The 25,885-nt window shown below is 69.6% G+C and carries 27 protein-coding genes and 1 pseudogene; 13 read left to right on the plus strand and 15 right to left on the minus strand.

Features of this window, described 5'->3' with window-relative positions; genetic code table 11:
- Positions 1 to 87: 87 nt before the first annotated feature.
- A complete protein-coding gene (locus EAO72_RS08670; RefSeq protein WP_148016666.1) occupies positions 88 to 1,575 on the plus strand; it encodes a SulP family inorganic anion transporter in 1,488 nt (495 codons plus the stop codon).
- 46 nt (positions 1,576 to 1,621) lie between these two features.
- Here EAO72_RS08670 and EAO72_RS08675 read toward each other — a convergent pair whose 3' ends face one another.
- Positions 1,622 to 2,404, minus strand: a complete 783-nt coding sequence (locus EAO72_RS08675; RefSeq protein ID WP_148016667.1) for a VOC family protein — start codon at positions 2,402 to 2,404, stop codon at positions 1,622 to 1,624.
- A gap of 523 nt (positions 2,405 to 2,927) precedes the next feature.
- Here EAO72_RS08675 and EAO72_RS41845 point away from each other — a divergent pair.
- Positions 2,928 to 3,458, plus strand: coding sequence for a DUF5133 domain-containing protein (locus tag EAO72_RS41845; protein ID WP_187284976.1), 531 nt, complete (start codon positions 2,928 to 2,930; stop codon positions 3,456 to 3,458).
- A gap of 92 nt (positions 3,459 to 3,550) precedes the next feature.
- On the opposite strand, the gene EAO72_RS43765 is transcribed toward EAO72_RS41845, so the two are convergent.
- The gene (locus EAO72_RS43765) at positions 3,551 to 3,688 is read right to left on the minus strand and encodes a DUF5133 domain-containing protein (RefSeq protein ID WP_148016668.1); all 138 of its coding nucleotides are present in this window, start codon (positions 3,686 to 3,688) and stop codon (positions 3,551 to 3,553) included.
- Positions 3,689 to 3,713: 25 nt separating this feature from the next.
- Here EAO72_RS43765 and EAO72_RS08690 point away from each other — a divergent pair.
- The 3 genes and pseudogenes from EAO72_RS08690 to EAO72_RS08700 all read left to right on the plus strand — a co-directional run.
- Positions 3,714 to 4,226, plus strand: a pseudogene (locus EAO72_RS08690) (adhesin); the annotation flags it as partial.
- Positions 4,227 to 4,377: 151 nt separating this feature from the next.
- Positions 4,378 to 4,602, plus strand: coding sequence for a hypothetical protein (locus tag EAO72_RS08695; protein WP_148016669.1), 225 nt, complete (start codon positions 4,378 to 4,380; stop codon positions 4,600 to 4,602).
- Positions 4,603 to 4,741: 139 nt separating this feature from the next.
- On the plus strand, positions 4,742 to 5,482 hold the full coding sequence (locus EAO72_RS08700; protein ID WP_148016670.1) for a class I SAM-dependent methyltransferase: 741 nt from the start codon (positions 4,742 to 4,744) through the stop codon (positions 5,480 to 5,482).
- Between the two features lie 95 nt (positions 5,483 to 5,577).
- Here EAO72_RS08700 and EAO72_RS08705 read toward each other — a convergent pair whose 3' ends face one another.
- Together EAO72_RS08705 and lepB are read right to left on the minus strand one after the other, a co-directional pair.
- Positions 5,578 to 6,639, minus strand: coding sequence for a GDSL-type esterase/lipase family protein (locus EAO72_RS08705; RefSeq protein ID WP_261991374.1), 1,062 nt, complete (start codon positions 6,637 to 6,639; stop codon positions 5,578 to 5,580).
- Positions 6,640 to 7,426: 787 nt separating this feature from the next.
- The gene (gene lepB, locus EAO72_RS08710; protein WP_148016671.1) at positions 7,427 to 8,092 is read right to left on the minus strand and encodes a signal peptidase I; all 666 of its coding nucleotides are present in this window, start codon (positions 8,090 to 8,092) and stop codon (positions 7,427 to 7,429) included.
- Positions 8,093 to 8,475: 383 nt separating this feature from the next.
- Here lepB and EAO72_RS08715 point away from each other — a divergent pair, with 383 nt between their 5' ends.
- The 3 genes from EAO72_RS08715 to EAO72_RS08725 all read left to right on the plus strand — a co-directional run bounded on the left by EAO72_RS08715 (position 8,476) and on the right by EAO72_RS08725 (position 11,435).
- Complete coding sequence (locus EAO72_RS08715; protein WP_148016672.1) at positions 8,476 to 9,813, plus strand: YncE family protein; 1,338 nt, start codon at positions 8,476 to 8,478, stop codon at positions 9,811 to 9,813.
- Positions 9,814 to 10,029: 216 nt separating this feature from the next.
- On the plus strand, positions 10,030 to 10,629 hold the full coding sequence (locus EAO72_RS08720; RefSeq protein WP_148016673.1) for an RNA polymerase sigma factor: 600 nt from the start codon (positions 10,030 to 10,032) through the stop codon (positions 10,627 to 10,629).
- Positions 10,626 to 11,435 carry a hypothetical protein gene (locus tag EAO72_RS08725; protein ID WP_148016674.1) on the plus strand — a complete coding sequence of 270 codons (810 nt, stop codon included), beginning with the start codon at positions 10,626 to 10,628 and terminating at the stop codon, positions 11,433 to 11,435. The genes EAO72_RS08720 and EAO72_RS08725 overlap by 4 nt, the downstream gene beginning before the upstream one ends.
- Positions 11,436 to 11,716: 281 nt before the next feature.
- Here EAO72_RS08725 and EAO72_RS08730 read toward each other — a convergent pair whose 3' ends face one another.
- The 5 genes from EAO72_RS08730 to EAO72_RS08750 form a co-directional block, all read right to left on the minus strand.
- Positions 11,717 to 12,940 (minus strand): XRE family transcriptional regulator, encoded by a 1,224-nt coding sequence (locus EAO72_RS08730; protein WP_261991375.1) that lies wholly within the window; start codon positions 12,938 to 12,940, stop codon positions 11,717 to 11,719.
- Entirely contained in the window at positions 12,867 to 13,502 is a 636-nt protein-coding gene (locus tag EAO72_RS08735) for a hypothetical protein (RefSeq protein ID WP_148016676.1), read from the minus strand. The genes EAO72_RS08730 and EAO72_RS08735 overlap by 74 nt, the downstream gene beginning before the upstream one ends.
- Before the next feature lie 359 nt (positions 13,503 to 13,861).
- Positions 13,862 to 15,094: an MFS transporter gene (locus EAO72_RS08740; RefSeq protein ID WP_148016677.1), complete on the minus strand. Its 1,233-nt coding sequence runs from the start codon at positions 15,092 to 15,094 to the stop codon at positions 13,862 to 13,864.
- Positions 15,091 to 15,558, minus strand: a complete 468-nt coding sequence (locus tag EAO72_RS08745; protein ID WP_148016678.1) for an ArsI/CadI family heavy metal resistance metalloenzyme — start codon at positions 15,556 to 15,558, stop codon at positions 15,091 to 15,093. The genes EAO72_RS08740 and EAO72_RS08745 overlap by 4 nt, the downstream gene beginning before the upstream one ends.
- Before the next feature lie 57 nt (positions 15,559 to 15,615).
- Positions 15,616 to 17,013, minus strand: a complete 1,398-nt coding sequence (locus tag EAO72_RS08750; RefSeq protein WP_148016679.1) for an NAD(P)-binding domain-containing protein — start codon at positions 17,011 to 17,013, stop codon at positions 15,616 to 15,618.
- A gap of 104 nt (positions 17,014 to 17,117) precedes the next feature.
- Between EAO72_RS08750 and EAO72_RS08755 the strand changes: the two genes are divergently transcribed.
- Positions 17,118 to 17,483, plus strand: a complete 366-nt coding sequence (locus tag EAO72_RS08755; protein ID WP_148016680.1) for an ArsR/SmtB family transcription factor — start codon at positions 17,118 to 17,120, stop codon at positions 17,481 to 17,483.
- Positions 17,484 to 17,504: 21 nt separating this feature from the next.
- Here EAO72_RS08755 and EAO72_RS08760 read toward each other — a convergent pair whose 3' ends face one another.
- Positions 17,505 to 17,831 carry an ArsR/SmtB family transcription factor gene (locus EAO72_RS08760; RefSeq protein WP_261991376.1) on the minus strand — a complete coding sequence of 109 codons (327 nt, stop codon included), beginning with the start codon at positions 17,829 to 17,831 and terminating at the stop codon, positions 17,505 to 17,507.
- Positions 17,832 to 17,894: 63 nt separating this feature from the next.
- Between EAO72_RS08760 and EAO72_RS08765 the strand changes: the two genes are divergently transcribed.
- Positions 17,895 to 18,938, plus strand: a complete 1,044-nt coding sequence (locus EAO72_RS08765; RefSeq protein ID WP_148016681.1) for a flavin-containing monooxygenase — start codon at positions 17,895 to 17,897, stop codon at positions 18,936 to 18,938.
- Between the two features lie 141 nt (positions 18,939 to 19,079).
- Positions 19,080 to 19,553 (plus strand): GNAT family N-acetyltransferase, encoded by a 474-nt coding sequence (locus EAO72_RS08770; protein WP_148016701.1) that lies wholly within the window; start codon positions 19,080 to 19,082, stop codon positions 19,551 to 19,553.
- Positions 19,554 to 19,610: 57 nt separating this feature from the next.
- Here the strand turns inward: EAO72_RS08770 and EAO72_RS08775 are convergent, their stop codons facing one another.
- Genes EAO72_RS08775 through EAO72_RS08785 form a run of 3 tightly spaced genes read right to left on the minus strand, consistent with a single transcriptional unit; the run spans position 19,611 to position 22,121 of the window.
- Positions 19,611 to 20,675, minus strand: a complete 1,065-nt coding sequence (locus tag EAO72_RS08775; RefSeq protein ID WP_148016682.1) for an ArsO family NAD(P)H-dependent flavin-containing monooxygenase — start codon at positions 20,673 to 20,675, stop codon at positions 19,611 to 19,613.
- Positions 20,676 to 20,694: 19 nt separating this feature from the next.
- A complete protein-coding gene (gene arsB, locus EAO72_RS08780) occupies positions 20,695 to 21,816 on the minus strand; it encodes an ACR3 family arsenite efflux transporter (RefSeq protein WP_148016683.1) in 1,122 nt (373 codons plus the stop codon).
- Positions 21,813 to 22,121 carry an ArsR/SmtB family transcription factor gene (locus EAO72_RS08785; RefSeq protein WP_148016684.1) on the minus strand — a complete coding sequence of 103 codons (309 nt, stop codon included), beginning with the start codon at positions 22,119 to 22,121 and terminating at the stop codon, positions 21,813 to 21,815. The genes arsB and EAO72_RS08785 overlap by 4 nt, the downstream gene beginning before the upstream one ends.
- A 96-nt stretch (positions 22,122 to 22,217) precedes the next feature.
- Here EAO72_RS08785 and EAO72_RS08790 point away from each other — a divergent pair, with 96 nt between their 5' ends.
- Both EAO72_RS08790 and trxB read left to right on the plus strand, forming a co-directional pair.
- Entirely contained in the window at positions 22,218 to 22,640 is a 423-nt protein-coding gene (locus EAO72_RS08790) for an arsenate reductase ArsC (RefSeq protein WP_148016685.1), read from the plus strand.
- Positions 22,637 to 23,641 (plus strand): thioredoxin-disulfide reductase, encoded by a 1,005-nt coding sequence (gene trxB, locus EAO72_RS08795; protein WP_148016686.1) that lies wholly within the window; start codon positions 22,637 to 22,639, stop codon positions 23,639 to 23,641. The genes EAO72_RS08790 and trxB overlap by 4 nt, the downstream gene beginning before the upstream one ends.
- 77 nt (positions 23,642 to 23,718) lie before the next feature.
- Here trxB and EAO72_RS08800 read toward each other — a convergent pair whose 3' ends face one another.
- Complete coding sequence (locus tag EAO72_RS08800) at positions 23,719 to 24,762, minus strand: serine hydrolase domain-containing protein (RefSeq protein ID WP_148016687.1); 1,044 nt, start codon at positions 24,760 to 24,762, stop codon at positions 23,719 to 23,721.
- 99 nt (positions 24,763 to 24,861) lie between these two features.
- A complete protein-coding gene (locus EAO72_RS08805; RefSeq protein WP_148016688.1) occupies positions 24,862 to 25,875 on the minus strand; it encodes a glycosyltransferase family 4 protein in 1,014 nt (337 codons plus the stop codon).
- Between the last annotated feature and the right edge of the window lie 10 nt (positions 25,876 to 25,885).

Raw genomic sequence — 25,885 nt, forward strand, 5'->3', positions numbered from 1 at the left:
CGCTGACCCTCACCCTGCCCATCGCCCGGCCCGCCGACGGGGTCTGCCCGAGCACGACAGGTTCTCACCTCCTTGTCTTCCTCCGTCATGACGCCCGCCGCTGTGCTGCGCGGCCTGAAGCCCGACTGGCTGTCCGACCCGAAGGTCTGGCGTACCGAGATCCTGGCCGGGCTGGTGGTCGGGCTCGCGCTGATCCCCGAGGCCATCTCCTTCTCGATCATCGCGGGCGTCGACCCGGCGATCGGCCTGTTCGCCTCGTTCACCATGGCGGTGGTCATCTCGGTCGTCGGCGGGCGCCGTGCCATGATCTCGGCCGCCACCGGCGCCGTCGCCCTCGTGATCGCTCCGCTGAATCGTGAGCACGGTCTGGGTTATCTGATCGCCGCCGTCATCCTGGCGGGGGTCTTCCAGATCGTGCTCGGGGCCCTTGGCGTGGCGAAGCTGATGCGGTTCGTGCCGCGTTCGGTGATGGTCGGGTTCGTCAACGCACTGGCGATCCTGATCTTCATGGCGCAGGTGCCCGAGATGCACGACGTGCCCTGGGCCGTGTACCCGCTGATCATCGGCGGCCTGGCGCTGATGGTGTTCTTCCCGAAGATCACCCGGGTGATTCCGGCCCCACTGGTCTCCATCGTGATCCTCACGGTGATCACGCTCGCGGCGGGGATCGCCGTGCCGACCGTGGGGGACAAGGGGGACCTGCCGTCCTCGCTGCCGGTGCCGGGGCTGCCGGACGTTCCTTTCACCCTCGACACCCTGACGACGATCGCCCCCTACGCCTTCGCCATGGCACTGGTCGGGCTGATGGAGTCGCTGATGACCGCGAAGCTGGTCGACGACATCACCGACACCCACTCCTCCAAGACCCGCGAGTCCATCGGGCAGGGCATCGCCAACATCGTCACCGGGTTCTTCGGCGGCATGGGCGGCTGCGCGATGATCGGCCAGACGATGATCAACGTGAAGGTCTCGGGCGCCCGCACCCGGCTGTCCACGTTCCTCGCCGGTTCCTTCCTGATGGTGCTGTGCATCGTCTTCGGCCCGGTGGTGTCCGACATTCCCATGGCCGCCCTGGTCGCCGTCATGGTCATGGTGTCGTTCGCGACCTTCGACTGGCACTCCATCGCGCCGAAGACGCTCGGGCGGATGCCCGCGGGTGAGATCGCCGTCATGGTCATCACCGTGATCGTGGTCGTCGCCACCCACAACCTCGCCATCGGCGTCGTCGTCGGCACCGTCACCGCGATGGTCGTCTTCGCCCGGCGCGTAGCCCGCCTCGCCGACGTCACGGCGGTCACCGACCCCGACGGCGGCTCAGTGGTCTACTCCGTGAACGGCGAGCTGTTCTTCGCCTTCTCCAACGATCTTGTCGGCCGGTTCGACTACGCGGGCGACCCCCAGCGCGTCGTCATCGATCTCTCCGCCGCCCACATCTGGGACGCCTCCTCCGTGGCCGCACTCGACGCCATCGAGACGAAGTACGCCCAGCGCGGCAAGACCGTCGAGATCATCGGCCTCGACGATTCCAGCGCTCAGCTCCACGGAAAGCTCTCCGGCGAACTCACCAGCCACTGATCCAACGGGCGGCTCACCGGCCCTCGCCGCTCGGCGGGCCCCGGCGTCAGGGACCGCCGGCCCCCGAGACGGTGAACAGGGCGCCGCCGGGATCTCGGATGACGTAGGTGTCCGGCGAGCAGCCGAGCGGGGGAGGGGCCGGCGCGGACTGCCCGCCGGCCGCATCGGCCGCCGCCGCGGTCGCCCGGCTGTCCTCCACGTGGAAGTCCACCACCCATCGCGGCCGCATCTTCGGATCCGGGGCCGACTCGACGCCACCGCCGCGCAAGGTGGCGACGGTGTGTCCGGCCACCTGCACCATGACGTGGTCCTGCGCGTAGTCCACCGTGCAGCCGCCGCTCGGCTTCGCCCAGTCGAAGATCCCGGCGTAGAACATGGCCGCCTCGAAGGCATGACGTGTCATGAGGTCCAGGCGCGCCGGAGCGCTGCCCCGCCCCACGGTCCAGGCCAGGACCGGGCCCTCCCAGAAGCCGAAGGCGGCCCCGTCGCGGTCTGCCGCGAGGGCGGCGCGCCCTCCGCCCAGGCGTGTGGGCCCGACGGCGAGTGTGGCCCCCCGTTCCCTGACCCGGTCCGCGGTCTCGTCGGCGTCCGTCACCGCGAAGTACGGCGTCCAGCGGGCGGCGAGGCCAGGACCGTGGCAGTGGCCCAGGCCCGTGACCGGCTCGCCGTCCGCCACGGCGAGCGAGAAGTCGCGTCCGAGGGAACTCTCGCGGAACTCCCACCCCATCACCCGCGAGTAGAACGACCTGGCCACGTGAGGGTCGGGCGTCACCAGGCTCACCCAGCAGGGCGCGCCGGTCACCGGCATCGTCGTTCCGAGGGCCGGCATCGAAGGCTCCTTGCGTGGTGAGGGAGGCTGACAGGGGGCCCCGACTGCGACCCGTCGTCCGCTCGGGTGGGGGCGCCGGAGGCGAAGGGAAAACGCCCACCGTCCCTCCCGAACGCCGCCGTGGACCTCTCCCGCCGGTGCGGCCCGACCGCCGGGCCTCCCCAGCAACTGTGTACACGGCCGTCACCCCGCCGCACCCGGGCCGCGCCCCGTACACCGCGCATTCCTCGTCCCGCGCACGGAGCTGCGGCTGTCGACGGTGCCGCCCGGGCCGGGAAGGGTGAGGGTCACCCGAGCGGCGTGGTCCACGGGCGCAGTCCTTCTCCGGGTGTCATGTTTCGGAAATAAGCACACGGGGGGCGGGCGAAGACGGGCGTGTCCCCCTTCCCGGTCATCGCGGAACCCCTCCGGAGCGAACCTCCGTCGCGGAACCGTCCGCCGCGGAACCCGTCCGTCGCGAACCTCCTTCGCGGAACCCGCCCGTCGCGGAACTTCTCCGTCGCCTCGTCGAGAAACGGCCCTGATGATGTCTGCCCGCATTCCGCGCAACTCCGAGCCCGGCGGGAGGAACGCCTCGTCCGACGTGGCGGCTCCCGCAGCGCAGGCCCCCATCGACGAGCCCAGGGCCGCGTGGGCGGTCGGCACCATCATGGCGGCGATTCCGTGCTCGGCGCGGGACGCAGGGCGGGTACTCGGCGCGGCGGCGCAGGCGGCGGGTGTCACCTCGGCGGAGGTGGCCGCCGCCATGGCCGCCGACTCCCGGGGCGTCGCCATGCCGGCGCGTGTCGAGCGGGCGCTGCACCGGGCGGTGGCGGAGGCTCGTGCCCTGCCGCCCCGGGCCGCGTACATCGGGCTGATGCCGAGCCGCGCCCGGACCGCCGAGGTCCTGGCGGAGTTCCGCGGCCGTCAGTCCCGGTTGACCGACGCTCCGTCCGACATGCGGGCGCGGCAGGCACTGGACGACGCCGCGTACACACTGTGCGTGCTGCTGGGCAGAACCGGCGTGCACGACGCGGTGCTGGCGGCGGAAGAGCACCTCGCGTCCGGGGCCTGAGGGCTGTCTTGCCAGGATGACCGGGGCCCAAGGGCTGCCCCCCGGAATCGCGGGACAGCCCTTGGGCCCCGGTCATCCTGGCAAGACAGCCCTCAGGCCCCGGACGCGAGGTGCTCTTCCGCCGCCAGCACCGCGTCGTGCACGCCGGTTCTGCCCAGCAGCACGCACAGTGTGTACGCGGCGTCGTCCCCTTCCTTCCCTCCTTCCCCTTCCCCTTCCTCTCCCGCCACGCCTCCGGCCGCGTCGGCCCGGCCCGGCTACCGCTTCACGGAGTGGGCGGGCCCCGGCTGCTCGACGGGGGAGTACCGCGAGTACGGGCGCTTCGAGAACGGGGACGCGGGCTGGTACACGGTCGACTCGGGCGGGTTCCGGGGCAGTTCGTGCGACGGCCGGTTCAGCGCCGTCCCGATGTCCGGCAGCCCGGACGAGGACCGGGGCTCCACCGCCACCTGGTCCTGGCACCTGGGGGCCGGCTTCCGGGAGTGCGCCCTGACCGTCTTCGTCCCGCGCTCGGACCGGGACCAGGACGTCGCCGGAAACCCCACGGTGTACCGGGTGCTCTCCGACCCCTTCGACGCCGACTCGGCGTACACGGGCTTCGCCGTACGCCAGACCGTGCACCGGGGCAGCGCGGTCGACGTGAACAGCTACCCGGTCAAGGGCGACACCTTCGCGGTCCAGCTGATCGACCGGGGCCGGGACTGGGGCAGCACGCAGTTGGTGGGCGCGCATCATGCGGCGGCACAGCTGAGGGCTTCATGCCGCTGAGGTGACCGCCGGCCGGACGGCGCGATCACGTCCCGGAACGGAGCTGAGCTGAGCAGGCATAACGGAACAGAACGACAGAACGAACAGAACGAACAGAACGAACAGAACGCGCGAGAAGCTACGGCTACGAAATTACGAAAGCAGGTCCGCCATGCCGGCACCCTCCGGATTCAGCTACGCCTCCCACGCCGACGGGACCGTCGTCATCACCCACCGCGACCGCAAGGCCACCACACTGCGCGGCGACCGGGCGGCCAAGTTCCTGGCCGAGGCGGAGTCGGGAGACGCCCAGGCCGTGATGGCCCGCTGGACGGGCGCGTACAAGTTCGGCAACGAACGGATGGCCCGCAACCACCCGAGGAACAAGGGCCGTTGACCCGGTCCGAGGGGGCGCGGGCCAAGGCCCGCTCCGTGGCTGTCCGGTCCCGGGCAGGACACCCGTGAACCGGTGAGAGCCCTCCCGGTCGCCGCGCAATCGTGTTGACCGCCCCGGCAGGCAGTGCTTGGCTCGGCGCGTGGACAGCATCCCTGCCAACCGGCGGTTCTGGAACCGGATCAGCAGCGCCTACCAGCAGAAGCACGACCCGCGGATCGGCGCGACGCCCCGGCTGTGGGGCACGTACGCCATCCCCGACACGCACCTGCGCGCCCTGGGAGACGTGACCGGCAAGCGCGTTCTCGAACTCGGCTGCGGCGCGGGCCAGTGGTCCAGGGCGCTCGCCGCGGAAGGCGCCACCGTGGTCGGGATCGATCTGTCCGAAGCCCAGCTCGCCGCGGCGGCCCGCGCGATGGGAGCGGCCCGCTACCCGCTGGTGCAGGGCGCGGCCGAACAACTCCCCTTCGCCGACGACAGCTTCGACGTGGTGTTCTGCGACTACGGCGGGCTCAGCTGGGCACCCCCGCGCCTGGCCGTCCCGCAGGCCGCACGCGTGCTGCGCCGCGGCGGGCGTCTGGTGTTCAACGTCGCCAGCCCATGGTTCGAAGCCTGCTACGACGAAGCCGCCGGCCACGCAACCACGACGCTGCAGCAGGACTACTTCGGGCTGGACGCCATCGCCGAGGATCAGGACGCGGTCAGCTACCAACTCACCTACGGCGGCTGGATCAAGGTCCTGTGCGGCGCGGGTCTCGTCATCGACGACCTCATCGAGCCGCGGCCGGAACCCGAAGCGGCCAACGGCTACAACCGGACGGACCCGCCCGACTGGGCACACCGCTGGCCGGCGGAAATGCTCTGGGTGACCCACAGACCGTAGGCACCGCCGTACGGGCTCCACACAGCTCCGCACAGTCGGGTGCCCTGCCGCCCACCCGGACGGCAGGGCACCCGGCCCTTGCCAGGGGCCGGGGATCAGGACGCCGCACACGAGGCCGTCGGAGCAGGCGTGCCCGCCGCCTCCGACGTACTCGCGAGGAAGCCGAACGTGGTGCTCGCCCCCGCCGTCAGCGTGCCGTTCCACCCGGCGTCGCGCACCGTCGTCCCGGTCGGCGCGCCGTTCCAGACCTGGGTGAGCCGGCTGCCCGCCGGGAGTCCGAGGGTCACCGCCCAGGAGGAAGTCGGCTTCGTGGCCGAGGTGTTGGTGACCGTCACCTCGCCCTGGTAGCCGCCCTGCCACGCCGACACCGTCCGGAAGGCCGCCGAACAGCCCTCGCTCCCGGGCTCCTCGGGGTCCACCGGGCCTCCCGGGGTGAGCAGGGCCGACAGCGCCGGGTACCAACGGGCCGCCATCTTCGCGTCGCCGGAGGCGTTGGGGTGGACGCCGTCGTAGGTGTCGGTGGCCGTGTCGAAGCCCGTCCACTGGTCGACGACGGTGACCGGCGACTGCGCGGTGGTGATGCCTCGGGCCCAGGCCGGAACGCGCTCGTTGAAGGCGACCGTACGAGTGGCGCACTCGGCGCAGCTGCTCGGGTTGACCGGGATGATTTGAGCGACCAGCACCTTCATCGCCGGGTTGGCGGCCCGCATCTGGCCGACCAGCTTGGTGTACGCGGCCAGAAGGGTGTCCGGCGCGATGCTGCTCCAGACGTCGTTGGTCCCGAAGTGCATCACCACGATGTCCGGCGCGGTCGCCGCCAGCCACCCGGGCAGCAGGTTCTGGTCGGCGGTGGCGGTGGCGAGGAAGCCGCCGTGGCCCTCGTTGTCGGCGTCGTGCGTGAGGGCGCAGCTCTGGGCGTTCAGGGTGCCGACGAAGTCGATGTCGGTGTAACCGGCGTTCTGCAGCTGATCCCAGAGGACGGATCGCCAGCAGCCGGGGGAGCCGGTGATGGAGTCGCCGAGCGGCATGATCCGTACCGGGCCGGCGGAGTCGGCGGCGGCGGTGGCGGACGGGGCGCCGACCAGACCTGAACCGGCGGCCAGGACGAACAGGGCGGCCAGGAAAGCGGCGAGACGGGGACGGTGTCTGCTGCGCACGGGGTGTCCTTCCCGAAGTGGGGCGGAAGCGGGAGTGCGGGTACTGGCGGCGTGGGAGCGCTCCCACACCGCGCACCGTTCATCAAGCCACGTTTGGCGATGACACGTCAATAACCCGTACGGGCCGGCCTCGGCGTGCGTGGTGCTGAGCGTTGGGAGCGCGCCATCGGCGAGGAACCCGGAATGCTGACGCCGCCCATTGACCTGCATTGACCTGCCCAGTCCCTCCGAGATGCCGCTGAAGTGGTACGCGGGAGGCTGGGCGACGCCTCTGAGTCCTCTCTGCCGGTGAGCTGCCCCGGCGCACCGGTGCGACCCCGTAAGCAACCTTTCCGAACATTTCGTCATGACCCGACAGTCGGCCACATGACGTCACCTCTGGAACGCTTATGCGCAGAATGCGAACGAGGGCACCCGAGTGAGGACGTGTACCGCCTGGTCGACGGTACCTACCGGTGCGATGAGTGCTACGAGCGACTGGAGCTCGATCACCTCATCTGTGAACGGCAGCCGCGGAGCGACGGCGGCCCGACGCGGCCTCGCGGGGATCCACGGGAGGCCGGCCAAGGTGGCAGTACGGCCGCATGAGGGCACATGCCCGACTGCCCGCGCACGCACGAAAGTGGAGGGCTCGCGGCCCGCAACGGCCGAGGGGATCTTCCCGGCCGTCGCCGAGGCCCGGAGACCGGCAGGAACGCCGCCGCACGCGCTCCTGGGGGCAGGCCGCCCGGAACGCCGCCGCACGCGCTCCCGGCGACCAGGCCGGACCCCCGGAACAGCTGGTGCCTCACCGGGCCGCGGGCCACGGCGGCACAGCCGCGAGCGGCCGCCGGGCGCTCCGCCCGGCGACGTATCCCCCGATCCCCAAGCCGGTCCCGACGAGTGCCAGCAAGACCCCAAGGGCTCCGAGTGCCCCCGAAGCCGCCGGCACAGCGAGACCCTGCACTCGCCCGAGCACCCCGGAGGCCGAGACGCTGCCCGATTGCTCGTCGAGGAAGAAGCGCGAGTCGTTCGCGTTGCCTCGGTTGTCGCCCAGCAGGAACAACCGCCCGTCCGGCACCCGCACGTCGTACGGTCCGGTTGCCGGGTTCACCTCGCCGCCCATGACATACGGTTCGTCGACCGGCTTCCCGTTCACCGTCATCCGGACTCCGTCCCAGACCACGTGATCGCCGCCCATCCCGAGGACCCGCTGCAGGACCGGACGGCCCTGGTAGCGGCTGGGCACCCCGACGAGTACGACATCGCCCCTGTGGACCTCGTCCGTGTCGATGTCCTCGATGATCAGCCGCTCGCCCTGGTGGTACGTCGGCTCCATCGCCTCGCTCATGACGGTGACTCCTTGGTAGTGCGTGAAGAAGTACCCGATGCCCCCCACCGCCAGGAGCAGCCCGAGTGGCACCAGCACCCAGGCCGCGACCCTCAGTCCGCTGCCCGCTCTCCGCCGCTGCATGAACACCCTCCCTCGTCCCGCCCGAGGCCGGGCGGACCAGCAGAGGCTAAGCGGTCTCGGGGCGGAAACGCACCTCACCCCTCAAAGCCGGTCCGGAAAGGCGACGCGCGGCCCAAGGCAGGGGCAGACAGCCCGGGTTGGGCTCGTGGGTGATCCTTGCCCGTGCAGCCGATGCGATCGCCCCGTACGTCCGCAGCACCGCGATGGACGGCCGACCCAGCAATACGTCCAACCAGTACAGGCAGACACCGGTGTGGCCGCAGGGGGCGATACAGCGACGCGGGGAGGTGTCGGCGAGCTGCCCAGTGACACATGTCCACCGCCCAGCGCTCTTGTACCGGGAGGTCGAAAGCGGCCGTCCCGATCCGAGGAGGTCTGTTCACTTGCGCATCCATAAACGCACCGCCGTCACGTTGGCCGCGGCACTGATCGGCTCCCTGCCCCTGACGGGGGCGGGGGCAGGTACGGCCGCGGCCGAGGAGACGAGCGTGGCGCTGCCCAGTGCCTCGTTCCGGGACATCGTCGTCGACGGGGTGCACGATCGGGTGTTCGTCAGCGATCCGACAGGTGGCAGCATCGTCGTCACCGACTACGAGGGCAGGGTCGTCCAGCAGATCATCGGCGAGGAGGGGGCCTCGGGCCTCGTCCTCTCGGCGGACTCCACCAAACTGTTCGTGGCCCTGTCCACGGTCGGCGCGATCGCCGAGATCGACACCGCCACCCTCACCGAGACCGACCGCCATCCGACCGGAGCGGACACCTCGCCCCAGAACCTGGCGATGGCGGGCGGCAAGCTGTGGTTCGGCTACACGGTCGGCAGCACCGGCGGCATCGGCTCGCTGGACGTGGCCTCTTCGGCCCCGACGGCGACACCCGTCCCGAGCGGGCGGTACTGGTACTACGCCCCCGCCCTGACCTCGTCCCCTGCCGACCCGAACGTCCTGGTGGCGGGCGAGGAGGGCGTCAGCCCGGCCTCCCTGGCGGTTTACGACACGGCGGCCGGCAGCCTGCAGAAGCGCGCCGAGCGCTCATTCAGCGCGTCGCCTTCGGTCTCGTACCTCAACGACTTCGCGGTGACGGCGGACGGCCAGAACATCGTCGTCGCGGCGAACAACCCGTCCGACCACCAGGTAGTCCGCCTGTCGGACCTGTCGTCGAACGGCTCCTACTCAAGCTGGCAGTTCCCGAACGCGGTGGCCGTGGCGACCGACGGAACAGTGGCGACGGGCGCCGAGGGCGACTTCGTGAAGACCTACCGTCCGGGCCAGACCTGGCCGGCGTTCCACGAGTACGCCGTGAACGACCTCCAGCGCGACGGCCTCGCCTGGGCCCCGGACGAGAACCGCCTCTTCGCGATCACCGGCTTCTCCTACGGCAGCGCCCCCACGCTCCACGTCCTCCCGGACGCGGGCAAGCTGGACACCACCCTCAGCCTCCAGGCCCCCGCAACCTCCTCCAGGGGCAAGGAGCTGACCGTCACCGGACAGCTGTCGGCAGCGGAGCCCTTCCCCGCCGGCACGACGGTGGAAGTGACGCGCACGGACACGGAACACCCGACCGGCACTCCGGTCGGCACCTTCCCCGTATCCACGTCGACGGGCGAGTTCACCCTCACGGAACGCCCGCGCGCGACAGGTGACCTCACCTACACCGCGACCTACAAGGGCGACGGGCGGCACATTGCCGCGACGGCCCGGGCAACGGTGACGATCCTCAAGTAGCCCTGAGCCTCCCGCCCAAGGCCCCGAACCATCCAGGTGCGGGGCCTTGGGCCTCGGTAGCTCCGCCGTACGGCGCCCATGGGCGGACCGGGCCGGCCGGGTCGCCTCCCCGAGGACCACTCGCGGATGGGGACGCTTCTCAAGTGACGCTTCCACGCCTTCGAGCGCAGAGATGAAAGGGACGGGTTGGACCGTCCTTTGTACGGAGAGGCAAGTGTGGGGGCGTATGACGCGCAGCTCGGCGCTGCGGTTGAGCGAGCTCAGCAGGGGGACGAGGAAGGGTTCGCGATCGCCTATCGGCTGGTGCAGCCGGGCCTGATCGGCTACGTGCGAGGGCTGGTCGGTGACGACGCCGAGGACGTGGCCTCCGAAGCCTGGCTGGAGATCTCGCGCGACCTGGGTCGCTTCCGTGGTGACGGGGCGGGTTTCCGGGGTTGGACGGCGACGATCGCCCGGCACCGTGCTCTGGACCATCTGCGCAGGCAGAAACGGAGACCACGTACGTCATCGCTGGAACCGGGCACGCTGGACATGCCGGGCGGACACGACACGGCCGCCGCGGCCCTGGAAAAACTCTCCACTGAACAGGCCCTTCAGCTGATCGGCAGTCTGCCGCGCGACCAGGCAGAGGCCGTACTGCTGCGCGTGGTCGTCGGGCTCGACGGGCCGGCGAGCGCGCGGGTGCTGGGCAAGCGCCCCGGGGCCGTTCGCACCGCGGCATACCGGGGACTGAAAGGGCTGGCGGGGAAAATCACCCGGGCTGGAGCGAGCAGTGTGACGCCTGGGGCACAGCGCACGCCGAAGGATGAGACATGAACCCCGAACGGCAAGACCCCCGTCCTCCCGAGCTGGAGGCGCTGTTCGACGCGGCGAGCCGCCCCGGCACCCTCAGCCCGGCCGCGGAGGAGAAGGCGCTCCGTGCCTTCCGCACGTCGCATGAGGATGGAAGGCACGCGGCGCCGTTGTGGTGGCGGCGCGGACGGGATGACTGGCGGCCTGCCGATGAGCGTCGCCGGGCACGGTCGCTCAAGGCGCTGCTGGCGGGTGTCGTCATGGCGGCGGCGCTCGGCGGGGTCGCGGTAGCGGCCGGGGGCGGTGCCATCTCGCTGCCGTTCGGCGGTGGCGCGGATCCGAAGCCCGGGCAGAACGCGCCTACGGCACCCGGCGCGGCCGAGGAGTCAGTTCGTGACGGGCGCTGGGGCCGGGCACCACAGCGCCCGCCGCGCCCCTCTCCGCCGACCTCGCAAAAGCCCTCCGGGGAGCGCCCGGACACAGCCCAGGACACCGTCGCGCACTGCCGCGCCTACCTGGCGGCAGCAGAAGGGCGGCACAAGGCGCCCAGAAATGCGGCGACAAGCCGGCTTGCGGAGGCGGCGGGCAGCCGAGAGGCCGTACCGGGCTACTGCGAGCAGCTGTTGGCAGGCGGGCAGAAGAAGAAGACCGGGTCGAACCCGGCGAAGAAGAGTCCGGAACGCCCCGGAAATCCGGCGACGAAGCAGGTGCCGGTACCGGTCGGCCCGGGCGCGGCGCGGGACTCCGTGGGCGAAGACCGGAAGGATCCCCACCCAGGAGAACGGAGCACTGCTTCCCCTGCCGACGCCGCACGGGCCTTCAACCTTTAGGCCGGAGGCCCTGCCGCCCACTCGGACGACAGGGCCTCCGGCCTGCTGCTGTGCTGTGCCCCCGGCAGGATTCGAACCTGCGACACCCGCTTTAGGAGTGGGATCGAATCCTTGCCGGGTAGTGCCCGAGGCTGCCGCGTGGTGCTGTCCGGCCTGGTCAGCGCCGCGCGGCGTCGTACTCGGTCCTGCTCCTGACGCCTTGTGTCGGACCGTCCGCTCACGCATCGCTCACGCATGGGAGAGCGGGGGCTCGCTGCCTCGGCAGGGTTAGGAGGCGGTGATCAGGGTGCAGTGCTGCGCAGGTCATCGCCTCGTCTGCTTGATCGTGGCTTGAAGGCAACTACCTTTCCGTCAGCCCTTGGCTGGTCAGGTCCTGCAAACGAAGCGTTCGAGACTGGTTGCGGGGCGATAGATCGCAGAATGGTGGGCTGGATTGCCAGCTGGTCTGCCGCGCGGAGATACGGCTTGTCCCCGTACTGGCGTTGCAGGAGGCGCCAGAGGAGGAGGGGTGCTTCCTGTCCTACTGACACGGGCTCCTCCTTCCGCCAACCTCGCTGAGTCAACTGCACGTACAAAGATCGCTTCCGACTGTCGTCGATGTTTCCCACGGCAGCACCGCGAAGGATCAATGCCTGGATGGACACTCCCCACGCCTGCTTTCGGCGAGCGAACCCCTCCAGAGTCAGTCGGTCAGTGATTTCCTCGCGCGCCCTTCCGTAGGGGACGAGCAGGGCACCCGCGAACCGGTTTGCTTCGCCCTCTGGGTCTGCTGCCCGTGGCCGGAAGGTGTGGAGTACCAGGTGACCGAGTTCATGGGCGAGGGTGAAGCGGTCCCTATCGCCCTGCGCGCCGGGGAAGTACGCGATCAGAGCGGTCTCTCCGATGCCTGCCCAATATGAGACACCGAAGTGCTTGTTGGTCGGGCTGACTGCGTCGCCAGTTGGGTCGGGTAGCACGATGGGCGCGACCGAGATGCCGGCGCGTTCGAGCGCGCGAGTTAGGTGCGGGATGGGCTTGTCCGGCGCCAAGCGCAGAGCTTCACGCGTCTGAGCGGCCAGCTCCTCGATGTCCCTGTCGGAGAGGTCTGGTGAACTGGCGAACGGGAGTGGAGGTGCCGGGTACCCGGCCTTGCCGGTGATCTCCTCCGTCACGCGGAAGCTCTCTCCGTAGAACGCACTGATCCGGCGCGTGACAGTCCGGCTCGCCGTTGCCATCTTGCGAAAGCGCAACGAGTCCAGTGGTACGGAGGAGGGCTGTGCGTAGAAGAAGCTCATGGGTGTATCGGTGGCTTCAGCGATTGTTCGAAGCCGGTCCTCGGCGGGCTCACGGGCGCCTGTCTCAACCTGCGAGGTCCAGCTCTGGCTGATTCCTGTCAGATGGTGAAGATCGGCACCGGTGAGCCCGAGGAGGTCGCGGAGCGTCCGCAGTCGCTCACCAGGAGAAGCCTCCAGTGCCGTCGGCATCGTTTGTCTCCTCATCCGGAAGTTCGAGTTCCAGACCTTCATCTTGCGGTTCGAAGTGAAGGTCTCGCAGGTCGGACGCGCTGGCGAGCAGTGGAAAATCAAGGTCGGCACGCTGCTCCTTGCCGAACCTCCACGTCCCGATGGTCCGCACTACGCGGAACAACGGTGCTCCCTCGGCATCGATACGCCAGAGGATAAGCAGGTCGTTGTCTTCCGGTCCCATCAGGGTCGGCTGGCCGAACTTTGTCAGGGGACGGTTTTGGTAGAAGGCTCGCCGCTGGTGGTTCGGTCCGGGGGCGGGGACGTGGTCGTCCTTGAAGGCGTGGAGCAGCCGTGTGCAGTACTCGTCGTTCGTCAGCCACAGCTCGCCGTTCCTGCGGTGATTGCCGCTGAGCTTCCAGTTGCCTAGGCGGGCTGCCGCTGACCCGAGGCGGTAGTGGACGAAGGCGCGGGTCATGTGCGTGCGGATCCAGCCGTATGGGTGTCCGTCCATTTCGGGTAACTGAGCGCGCTGGTGTTGAACGGCCCATGCGAAGGCATCGTGAAGGGGTTCGCAGAGCTGCGCGGTGGCGTCGCGGATGTGCGCGACTTCATCCTTAATCACAGGCGTGAAAATATCACGGCAAAAGCTAAGGGTGTTGGGAGTTAGGTCAACAAGTGCTCTGGTGCACAGCCGCATTGACCGGGTAGCAGAGGATGATCCGTGGCGCTGATTCCAGGCCCAGTTGAACCGTTCAGTGATTGCTCTGGCGTGTGGCTGGCGCGACGACCTTGGGCAGAGGGCCAGCATCTCGGGGATCTGAGTGCGACCGGGGTGGGTGGTCTCCTCTTGTCTCTGTTGCAGACGCCGCATGGGGCGCCAGTGGGCCGCGGCGGCTGAGCGGCCTTCTGAGACTGTCTCAGCGCGATCTGCTCATGGACCTGGCGGCACGGGACAGTCCACGCTTGGTGGAGATGGAGTCTCTAGCGTCGGATGAGGGCAGGGCTGGAGCTAAGGGCTGTGCCCAGCCCTATCAGAGCCGCGACCCCTGAAACGGCGGCAAGCAGTCCGAACAGGAGCGGGTATCCGCCCAGTGGTGCGGCCAGGGCTGCCCCGGCGAATGGAGCGAGGGCTGACGCCGTGGTGGTGGGTGCGGCGAGGAGTCCGGAGAGGCGGCCGTAGTGGGTGGTGCCCCATCGGTCGGTGATTGCTGTGGCCTGCAGCAGGGTGATGTTGCCGCGGACCATTCCGGCGGCGATCGATAGCGCCACCAGCAGGGCGTACGGGCCGGGGGCCACGGCGAGTGCTGCGGTGGTGACGCCGCCGAGCGCGATGAGCGCGGTCGTTCGGACGGTGACACCGGTTCGGGCGGCCAGTGTTGCGTACAGGGTGCGCCCCAGGGTCTGTCCGGCGCCACCGATGCCGAGTGCCCATGCAGCCTGGCTGGTTGAGTACCCGCGCTCGATGAGGAGGGGGACCAGGGCGACGACGACGGCGTACACGGTGAAGGCGGAAAGGGTGAGGGCTGCGGCGAGCATCCAGAAAGGCCGGCTGCGCGTGACCGCCGTCGCGGAATTTCCGGTGTGGGGAGACAGTGGCGGCGCGGCCGGCCAGGGGGCCTTGAGCGCGAATACGTGGGCGGGGATGGTCACGATCGCGAGGATCAGAGCAAGGACGGTGTAGGTCATGCGCCAGCTCATGTTGTCGGCCAGAGCGGCGGTCAGAGGCGCGAAGACGGTCGAGGCGAGTCCGCCGGCGAGGGTGACGATAGTGAGGGCGCGGACGTGGTCGGGGGCCCACCATCGGGTCAGTGCGGCGAAGGCGGGCTGGTAGAAGGTGGCCGCCATGGCCAGTCCTGCCAGCAGCCATCCGGCGAGGAACACCGGCAGGCTGGGGGCGGCGGCCATGATGAGGAGGCTTGTCACTCCGAGGACGGAGCCGACGGTCATGACGGTGCGTGGTCCGCGGTGGTCGATGATCCGGCCGACCCGGATGCCGGCGAAGGCGGAGATGAGCAGGGCGGCGGAGAATGCGGCTGTCGTTGCGCCGGTGGACCAGCCGGTGTCGGCTGTGATGGCCGGGTTCAGGACGGGGAAGGCGTAGTAGAGGATTCCCCAGCTGGTGATCTGTGTGGCGCACAGGGCGGGGAGTACGGCGCGGGGCCGCGACCGGTCCCCTGTTCCGGTCGCGGCCCCGCGGGCGTCGAGGTTGGTCACGGGCAGCAGCCACCGGCCCCGGTCGGCGCGGGTGGGCCTGCTTCGGTGACGGTCGGGTCCGCGCAGCAGGTGTTGTTCTTCTGCTTGGCCAGGGAGTCGGCGTCTGCCTTGACGACGTAGACCTCCCATGGTTCCTGGCCGGGGCCGTGTACCCAGACCTTGTCCTGGAGGGCGTAGCAGCAGGTGGTGTCGGTCTCGACGTCGGTAGCCAGTCCTTCGTCCTGGAGGCGGGTGGTGGCGGCGTGGACTGCTTCGGTGGTGTCGACCTCGACGCCGAGGTGGTCCATGCGGGTCTCTGCGTCCTGTGCGCCCTGGACGAGGACGAGTTTGAGCGGCGGTTCGGCGATGGTGAAGTTGGCGTACCCGTCGCGCAGTTTCGCTGGTTCGGTGGCGAAGAGCTTGCTGTAGAAGGCGATTGAGGCTTGGAGGTCGGGGACGCGTAGGGCGAGCTGCACTCGTGACATGACGTTCCTCCTGACTCGTGCGGACGCGCCCGGCCGAAGGCGGCCGGGCGCGGTGGTTCAGGACCCGCAGCAACCGCCGGACGAGGAGTCCTCGGTGACCGCCAGCGGCAGGGAGAGGCCGGTGCCGATCTGTACGAGGGCGGGCGCGGGCGGTGCGCAGCAGCCGCCCTCGTCGCTCTGTCCGGCGGCGGGGTCGTCGAAGAGTCCGGCGCCGCCGCACACTCCGGTCTCGGGAAGGGTGAGTTCGACGCGGTCGGCGGCCTCGGTGTCGCCCGCGAGGGCGGCGGTGACGGAGCGGACCTGCTCGTAGCCGGTCATGGCCAGGAAGGTCGGGGCGCGGCCGTAGGACTTCATGCCGACCAGGTAGACGCCCTGTTCGGGGTGGGAGAGCTCGCGGTGGCCGTGCGGGTAGACGGTGCCGCAGGAGTGCTGGTTCGGGTCGATAAGCGGGGCGAGCTCCACCGGTGCCTGGAGGCGCTCGTCCAGGGCGAGGCGGAGCTCCGACAGGAACGACAGGTCGGGGCGCAGGCCCGTCAGGACGATGACCTCGTCCACCGGGTCGAGGCGCCGGCCGTCCTCACCGACGAGGACCAGCCGGCCGTCGGCGGCGGGTTCGACGGCCTCGGTGCGGAAGCCGGTGACGGCGTCGGCGTACCCGTCGTCGACGGCCGCCTTCGCGGCCAGGCCCAGGGCGCCGCGTGCGGGGAGCTGGTCGGCGGTGCCGCCCCCGAAGGTGGAGCCGCTGATGCCGCGGCGCAGGATCCACACGGAGTGGGTGCCGGGCTCGTCCTTCGCCATGCCGGCGAGCGTGGCGAGAGCGGTGAAGGCGGAGGCCCCGGAGCCGATGACGGCGGTGCGCTTCCCGGCGTACCGGGCGCGGACGGCCGGGTCCTCGAGGTCGGGGATGCGGTAGGAGACGCGGGCGGAGGCGGCGTGCTCGCCCAGGGCGGGCAGTCCATCGGCGCTGATCGGGGCGGGTGTGGACCAGGTGCCGGACGCGTCGATCACGGCGCGGCTCAAGATCCGTTCCTCGGTGCCGTCGGCGCGCGTGACGCGGATGGTGAAGGGCTGCTGCTCGCGGTCGGCGTCGACGATCCGGTCGCGGCCGAGGCGGGAGACGCCCGTGACGGTGGTGTCGTAGCGGACCTTGTTGCCGAGGACGTCGGCGAGCGGCTGGAGGTAGTGCTCGGCCCAGTCGCCGCCGGTGGGATACGTGTCTGCCTCGGGCCGAGCCCATCCCGTGGGTGCCAGGAGCTTCTCGGCGGCCGGGTCGACGAGCTCGCTCCACGTCGAGAACAGCCGCACGTGCGACCAGCCGCGCACCGCGGTGGCGGCGGTGGGTCCGGTCTCCAGGACCAGAGGCTCGATGCCGCGCTCGACGAGATGTGCGGCGGCCGCCAGCCCGGCGGGGCCGGCGCCGATGACGACAACCGGGAGGTCTGCAGTGGTGGTCATGGCGGTGATGTCCTCCGGGATGGGCGACCGTTCCCGGCCGCTGTTTCGACTGCTGTCTATATCCAAAGGTTGCCACTGGTATCGATGAGTGTCAACATAGACGCATGTCGAATTCACGGATGGTGGAGTTGCCGGTGCTGGACGCCGGAACGGTGGTGCCGTGCTGCCCGCCGATCACCGCGGGGGAGCTGTCGCAGGACGACGCGGAGAAGATGGCCGCGATGTTCAAGGCGTTGTCCGACCCGGTGCGGCTGCGGCTGTTCTCCAAGGTCGCCTCGCATGTAGGTGGCGAGGCGTGCGTGTGCGACATCTCCGATGTCGGGGTCTCCCAGCCGACCGTCTCCCACCATCTGAAGAAGCTGCGCGAGGCGGGTCTGCTGACCTCGGAACGGCGCGGGACCTGGGTGTACTACAAGGTCGCCCCGCCCGTCGTGGCAGCCATGTCCGCCATGCTCGACCTGCGCACCTGACCTCCGGTTCGCGCCCGCGGGTCAACCGGCGCAGCCGGGCGGACAGCAGCGTGCCAGGTATGCCTGGAGCGCGGAGACGCGCTCGGTCATCGTGGCGCCGTCAGCCCGGTAGTAGACCTGTTTCCCTTCCTTGCGGGAGATCACCAGGCCGCCGCGGCGCAGCAGGCTCAGGTGTTCCGAGGCGGTCGACGGCTTCAGTGTGCAGCGGTCGGCGATCTCGCCGACCGTCAGCTCGATCCCGCCGGTGAACTGCTGCAGCACCCTCTGACGGGTTTCACTGGCGAGGGCCTTGAGGAAGTCGGCCGTGGCCGGATCCACCGCGGACGTCTCGATGTCGTTCTCAGTCACAGCTTCCTGCTCAACATTTCGTCACTTCCCGAAATAACGACTCAAGTGAAGGGTTACGTTCTCATGGAACATGCCGATCTCATCGTCATCGGCGCCGGGCAGTCCGGCCTGGCAACAGCGGCCCTCGCACCGCGACACGGCTTCACCCGCATTCTGATCCTGGAAGCCGCGAAGGAGCCGGGCGGGTCTTGGCCGCGCTATTACGACAGCCTCACGCTGTTCTCCCCGGCCCGGTACTCTTCCCTTCCCGGTATGCGCTTCCCCGGCGACCCGGACGGATACCCGCGCCGGGACGAAGTCGTGAACTACCTGCGCGCCTACGCCAACCGTCTGCCCGCCGACATCCGCACCTCGACCTCCGTCACCTCCGCTACGCACCGGGATGGTGCCTGGTCCGTACTCGCCGGCGACGGGCGGAAGTTCACCGCCGGGGCGGTCATCGCCGCGACCGGCGACTACGGCACCCCCTTCACTCCGGACCTTCCTGGACGCCAGGACTTCGGAGGGCAGGTACTGCACGCCGCCGACTACCGCAGTCCTGACGCGTTCGCCGGGCAGCGAGTCGTRGTGGTCGGTGGAGGCAACTCCGCGATTCAGATCGCCGCGGACCTCGGCGCGGTCGCTGACACCACCCTGGCCAGCCGGCGCCCGATCGGCTGGATGCCCCAGCGCCCGCTCGGCCGGGACCTGCACTGGTGGCTGCGACACACCCGCCTCGACATCGCCCCGATCCGACGGCTGCTGGCGAAGGTGCCCGTCTCCGTCATCGATGACGGCCGCTACTTGGCCGCACTGGACCGGCACGGCGTCGTACGCCGCGACATGTTCACCCGGTTCACCAACGAGGGCGTGGTGTGGGCCGACGGAACGAAGCAATCCGTCGACACGGTCCTGCTCGCCACCGGCTACCGACTCACCTTCCCCTACCTCCACGACAGTGGTGCCCTCGGCTCCGACGGCGCACCACTGCACAAGGGCGGCATTGCCACGGCCGTGCCAGGCTTCGGTTTTGTAGGCATGGAGTTCCAGCGCAGCTTCTCCTCCAAGACCCTGCGTGGTGCGGGCAGGGACGCGGGGTACGTGCTGTCCCGTCTGCGGGAGCGCTGAGCCTCAGGCAGATGGTATTTCGTGTTCGGCCTGCTCTTCTCAGGGGGTCCGTCTGACCCGTCACCGCAACGCGGCACAATCGGCGCCAGCATCGTGCGGCAGGAAGGAATCGCAGTGCCCGCGCAGTTCACCCTCACCCCCATGCTTGCCGAACACGCCCAGCAGGTCCTGGCGATCTACCAGTCCGGGATCGATGAAGGCAACGCCACCTTCGAAACGAGCGCCCCCTCTTGGGAGGCGTTCGACAAGTCGAGGCTGCCCTATCACCGCATGGTCGCACTCACCCCCGATGCTGCCGTGGTCGGCTGGATTGCCGTCTCGGCTGTCTCTGCCCGCGCCGCATACGCCGGCGTGGTCGAGCATTCCGTCTACGTGCACCCGGACGCCCGCGGGCAGGGTATTGCTCGCGCTCTGCTGCACGCATTGATCGCGTCCACGGAGGCGGCCGGGATCTGGACCATCCAGTCGGGGATCTTTCCCGAGAACGCGGCCAGTCTCGCCCTGCACCAGCAGGCTGGGTTCCGTGTCATCGGGACACGGGAACGCGTCGGCCGGCTCCATGGCGTATGGCGGGATGTGCAACTGATCGAACGCCGCAGTCATCACGTCAATTGAGCCGCCCCAGTCGTGCCGCAATCGAGTCCGGTACCGGAGGCGCCGGCTCGGATGCCTTCAGCGGCTGAGGAGTTCGGCGATCTCTGCGGCGGCGTCGCGGGCCGGGCGGCCGACGCCGATGAGGGTGGCGGAGGCGGGGCCGGTCCAGTCGCCGTAGCCGAGCAGGTGCAGGCGAGGTTCCCCGGCCGCCCGCGTGCCGTGCGTGGGGATGTGGCCGCGTGGTCCCCGAAGGCCCAGCGCCGCGAGGTGGGACAGGGCGGGGCGGAATCCGGTGCACCAGATCACGGCGTCGGCTGCGGCCCGTGTGCCGTCCGCCCACTCGATGCCGTCGGCGGTGAGCCGGGTGAACATCGGGGACGCCTTGAGCAGTCCGGCGTCCCGCGCCTCGCGGACGGGTGGGACGGCGACGATGTCGCCCAGTGAGGCGACGCCGCCGGTATCGGTGTGTCCTTCGTCCAGGGCGCGGCGCCGGGCGGTCGCGGCGTCGAACAGGGCCCGGCCGTCGACGTCGTCAGCGAGGAAGCGCGGCGGGCGCTGGGTGACCCAGGTCGGGTCGACCCCGTCGTGGGTGGCGAGATCCGCGGCGATCTGCGCTCCGGAGTTCCCGCCGCCGACCACGACGACTCGCTGCCCGGCGAAGTCGGACGGTCTCCGGTAGCCGGTGGTGTGTAGCTGACGGCCGACGAAATCGTTCCGGCCGGGGGTGGCGGGCAGGAAGGGGCGCCACCAGGTGCCGGTCGCCGAGACCACGGCCCGGGCGGACCAGATGTCCTTGTCCGTCTCCACCCGCAGCCGATCGCCGTCCCGGCGTACCTGCTGGACCCGGACCGGGCGGTGAACGGGCAGTTCGTAGCGCTGCTCGTAGTCCCTCAGGTACTCCACGACGTGCCCGGCATCCGGGTACTCGTGGCCCGGCTGGGCCGGCATGATCCGGCCGGGCAGCGAGGAGAAGGCGGCCGGCGAGAACAGGTGCAGGGAGTCCCAGGTGTGCTGCCAGGCCCCGCCGGGTGTGCCCTGCGCGTCCAGGATTACGAAGTCCAGCTTCTTGCGGCGCAGGTGGTATCCGGCGGCGAGCCCGGCTTGCCCGCCGCCGATCACCACCACATCCGTCTGCCTGGTCACGGCGTCAGGACGCATCGCATCACGCGTCCTTTTCCGGGGTGGCGAGGGCTGAGGGGGCGAACTTCTTGCGCCAGGCCAGTGCGACGTACACCAGTCCGATCAGGACGGGGACCTCGATGAGCGGGCCGACGACGCCCGACAGGGCCTGGCCGGAGGTGACGCCGAAGGTGGCGATGGCGACGGCGATGGCCAGCTCGAAGTTGTTGCCCGCGGCGGTGAACGCGAGCGTGGTGGTGCGGTCGTACGCGAGGCCGAGGCCCTTGCCGAGGAGGAAGGTCCCGAAGAACATGATCGCGAAGTAGACCAGGAGCGGCAGTGCGATCCGTACGACGTCCAGCGGCTGGGAGGTGATGGTCTTCCCCTGGAGTGCGAAGAGGATGACGATCGTGAACAGCAGCCCGTACAGCGCCCAGGGGCCGATCTTCGGCAGGAACTTCGCCTCGTAGTTCTCGCGGCCCATCTTCTGCTCGCCGATGCGGCGGGTGAGGAAGCCGGCGAGCAGCGGGATGCCGAGGAAGATGATGACGTTCAGTGCGATGTGCCAGACCGATACGTCCAGGCCCTGGCCGTCGCCGAGGTTCATCCAGCGCGGCAGCAGGTCGAGGTAGAACCAGCCCAGCAGGCCGAACGCGAACACCTGGAACACCGAGTTCAGGGCGACGAGAACAGCGGCGGCTTCGCGGTCGCCGCAGGCGAGGTCGTTCCAGATGATGACCATGGCGATGCAGCGGGCGAGGCCGACGATGATCAGGCCCGTGCGGTACTCGGGCAGGTCGGGCAGGAAGATCCAGGCCAGGGCGAACATGACGGCGGGCCCGACGATCCAGTTGATGACCAGCGAGGACACCATCAGTTTGCGGTCGCCGGTGACGGTGTCGAGCTTGTCGTAGCGGACCTTTGCCAGCACCGGATACATCATGACCAGCAGGCCGAGCGCGATCGGCAGGGAGATCCCGCCGACCTCGATCTTCGCCAGCGCGTCGTTCATCCCGGGGATCAGCCGCCCTAGCCCGAGGCCGATGGCCATGGCGAGCAGGATCCACACCGCGAGGTAGCGGTCGAGGGTGGAGAGCTTCTTGACGATCGAATCGTCCCCACCGCCGACCGGAGCGGGTGAAGTGGTGGGCTCGGTGGATGTCACGGGCAGGCCCTCTTGTTCTCGGAAGCGGTACGGGCGGAGTCGGCCAGTGCGGCGAACTGCTGGGAGAGCCCGGCCAGGACCTCGGGCTTGAGCTTGTAGTAGGTGAAGCGACCGCAGGGCTCGGTCTCCACCACTCCGGCCTCGCGCAGGACCTTCATGTGGTTGGAGAGGTTGGTCTGCTTCGCGCCGGTCTCCTCGACCAGGTGCGTCGTACAGAGCGTCTCGCGCGCCAGCAGGGTCACGATCTGGAGGCGGAGCGGATCGCCCAGCACCCGGATCAGATCAGGATCGACTGAAGTCAGCATGCACTGATACTCTCACATCATCACCCGCTGATACCAGCGGGGGCTGAAGTCATTGGCGGGGTGAGTTCCGCCGTGCGACGAGAGAGAACGATCATCATGGCCGACTCTTCCGGCAAGCCGTCCGTCCTGTTCGTCTGTGTCCACAATGCGGGTCGCTCCCAGATGGCGGCCGCCTGGCTGACCCATCTGGCCGGGGACCGGGTCGAGGTCCGTTCCGCCGGCTCGAGTCCGGGTGCCTCCGTCAACCCCGCCGCCGTCGAGGCGATGGCCGAGGTCGGCATCGACATCTCCGCCGAGACCCCGAAGATCCTCACGATCGACGCGGTCCGCGAGTCCGACGTGTGCATCACGATGGGCTGCGGCGACACCTGCCCCGTCTTCCCCGGCAAGCGCTACCTCGACTGGAAGCTGGACGACCCGGCCGGCCAGGGCGTGGAAGCGGTCCGCCCCATCCGCGACGAGATCAAGACCCTGATTGAGGGCCTGATCAAGGAGATCGCCCCGGAGGCCACGGCGTGAGCGACATACGCGACGTCGTCATCATCGGGTCCGGCCCCGCCGGCTACACCGCCGCCCTCTACACCGCCCGCGCCCAGCTGCGGCCCGTCCTCTTCGGCAGCAGCATCTTCGTCGGCGGCTCCCTGACCACCACCACCGAGGTCGAGAACTTCCCCGGCTTCCCCGACGGTGTCGACGGCCCCGACCTCATGGACAAGATGCGGGCCCAGGCCGAGAAGTTCGGCGCCGAGATGATCGACGACGACATCACCGACGTCGACCTCACGGGCCCCGTCAAACTCCTCACCGACTCCGCCGGCACCGTCCACCGAGCCAGGACGGTAATCGTCGCCACCGGCTCCGGCTACCGCAAGCTCGGCATACCCGGAGAAGAAGAACTCTCCGGCCGCGGTGTGTCCTGGTGCGCCACCTGCGATGGATTCTTCTTCCGGGACCGCGACATCGTCGTGGTTGGCGGCGGTGACACCGCCATGGAGGAGGCCACCTTCCTGACCCGCTTCGCGAAGTCTGTGACCGTCGTCCACCGCCGCTCCGCCCTGCGCGCCTCGAAGGTCATGCAGAGCCGGGCTTTCGCCGATGACAAGATCTCCTTCGCCTTCGACACCGAGGTCGCCGAACTCAGACAGGACGGTCCCATGCTCGGCGGCGTTGTCCTCCGGGACGTCTTCACCGGCGCCACACGCGAGGTCGCTGCCACCGGGCTGTTCATCGCGATCGGGCACGACCCGCGCACCGACCTCTTCCGCGGTCAGCTCGATCTGGACGAGGAGGGCTACCTCAGGGTCGCCGCCCCCACCACCCGGACGAACATCCCCGGTGTCTTCGGCGCAGGCGACGTCGTGGACCACACGTACAGGCAGGCCATCACCGCAGCCGGCAGCGGCGCTTCGGCGGCTCTGGACGCCGAGCGCTACCTGTCCGCACTCACGGCCGGCGACCTGGCAGGCGCACCTGACGCGGCGAGACTGGACCTCAGCGGGGTGTCGCCCAGCGTGCTGTGAAGCGCGTACCTGGGGGCGTCGGCCGCGGGCATCGTCCTTCGCGTGTCTTATGCGACCGCGAAGGACAGCCTGCGGTCTCAGTCGAAGGCGAACCCACGAAAGGCGTTGCGGATGTCCGTCAGGGGCTGGCGGTCGCGGGTGTAGTAGAGCTTGTTGGTCAGGAGCACTGCCCAGCGTTGTTGACGGGGCGAGATCCACATGCCCGTGCCGGTGAAGCCGTAGTGGACCCAGATATCGTCGGTTGGGGTAGTACCGGGCGCGGGGTGCCAGAACAGGCCGCGTACCGGCTGCAGGTCGCCGGTCTGGATGGTCAGGGATTCCGCGGTCCAGGCGGAGCCGAACCCTGCCCGGCTGGGCGCGTTGACGGGGTCGAGCATGTAGCGCAGGAAGACGCAGAGGTCGTCCATGACGGTGAAGGCGCCGGCAATCCCGCACACTCCGCCCAAGAGCCGTGCGGAGAAGTCGTGGGCGATGCCCTTGAGGTGGGCGTCGATCTCCGGGTCGAGTTCGGTCGGGGCGCATCGTGAGGCGGTCTCGGCGGGCAGCGGCCCGAAGCGGGTCGTATGCATGCCCAGCGGCTGCCACGTCCGCTGAGTCGCGAGCTCGTTGAGGCGCTGGCCGGCGAGATGCTCGGCGAGGTATCCGAGGATGAGAGCGGCTCGATCGGTGTACTCGACGGCCTCGCCGGGGGGACGGTGCAGGGCTTCGTGGAGGACTCCGTCACGAATGTCCTGTGGGTCCGTGCCATAGAGGTTCTTGAGCTGGGCTCGCAGCGGAACGCCGGCCGTATGGGTCAGCAGTTGGCGGGCGGTTGCGCCCCCGAGCGGATGGCCGTCGACTTCGGACCAGAAGGTGCCGAGTGGGATGTCGAGAGCGAGTTTGCCTTCCTCCCAGAGGGCGCCGATCGATGCCCACACCGCGAGGATCTTCGTCAGGCTGGCGGCATCGAAAATGGTATCGGGCCGCATCGGCGTACCTGGGTCGTCGGGGTCGAGCACTCCGGCGGAGCCGGAGGCGTGGATGCCGGCAGCGTCACCGACGGCCCATACGGCGCCTGGGTAGACCTTGTCGCGGACGCCTTCGCTCAGGAGCTGTTCGATGCTGTCGGTGCGGTACGTCATGGTCTCCCTGTTCGCCGTGTGCATCCCGCCGGGTCAGCGTAGTGACGTGGGCGGGTCCGATGGGCGATCGGCGTGGCGGCATCGTCTGCTGTGTGACGTTCATGTGAGGCGGCGGCCCAGGTCCGTCAGGGCTTGAGCGGTCATCGAGAGCGGGTAGCGAGCGGCGTTCGCGTAGCCCGCCTGTCGCAGAGCGGACAGCAGTCCCGGTGCGGTCCGCAGCCGGTTCAGGTCGCGGGCGAGTGCGGTGGACTGCGTGAAGTCGGTGGCCACGCCGGACCCTGCGAGGACCTCGGTGAGGCCGGGCACGGGCTGGTACAGGACAGGCAGGCCGCAAGCTTGGGCCTCCAGCGCGACCAGGCCCATGGCCTCCAGGGTGGTGGACGGCAGGACCAGCACGTCGTGCTCGGTGAAGGCTTTCCACAGCTGTGGACGGCGGAGCCAGCCGAGATAGAGGGCCCGCACACCGGCCCGCTGGAGCAGCGGAGTCAAGGCGCGGAACTGGGCTCTGGGGGCGGCGATGCTCAGCTCGACGCCCGGAATGGGCGCCAGGCCGGTGATGAGGCGCTCGACCCCCTTCTCGGATGTCAGCCGTCCTGCGTACAGGACTCGCATATGGCTGGTTGACGTGCGGGCGGGCCGGGCCGGTGGATCAGTGAGCAGATGGTCGGGGATGCCCCACGGGATGTGGACGACCTTGCGGCGGTCTGTTTGCGGGGCGAGCTTGAGCAGGTGATCGGCCATGGCACCGGTGGAGACCACAATTGCGTCAGCGGCCCTCGCTGTCTCGCGCAGCACCTGGAGCTGGTCGCGGTGGACTTCGGCGAACAGCAGGTCGGTGCCGTGAACCATCGCGATCCTTGGGTGTGCCGGCAGAGCCCGCAGCAGGGCGGGGGTGGCGCCGAACGCGAGATGGTGCAAGTGCAGAACGCCGATCTGCGCGGGATCGATCGCTGTCACCAGGGCGCGGCGCAGGGCTGCGACGTAGCGACTGAAGCCGGCGCCTTCCAGGCACTTCCCGGACACGGAGAGCAGGTCGAGGCCCGAGGGGAGGCGGGGTCTGGGGCCCTCGGCATCTGGGTCCACGTATCCGCCCCGCTCGGCCACCAGGGCCATGCGATCCGCT

This window comes from Streptomyces sp. OR43 (assembly GCF_008042275.1).
Taxonomy (GTDB): domain Bacteria; phylum Actinomycetota; class Actinomycetes; order Streptomycetales; family Streptomycetaceae; genus Streptomyces.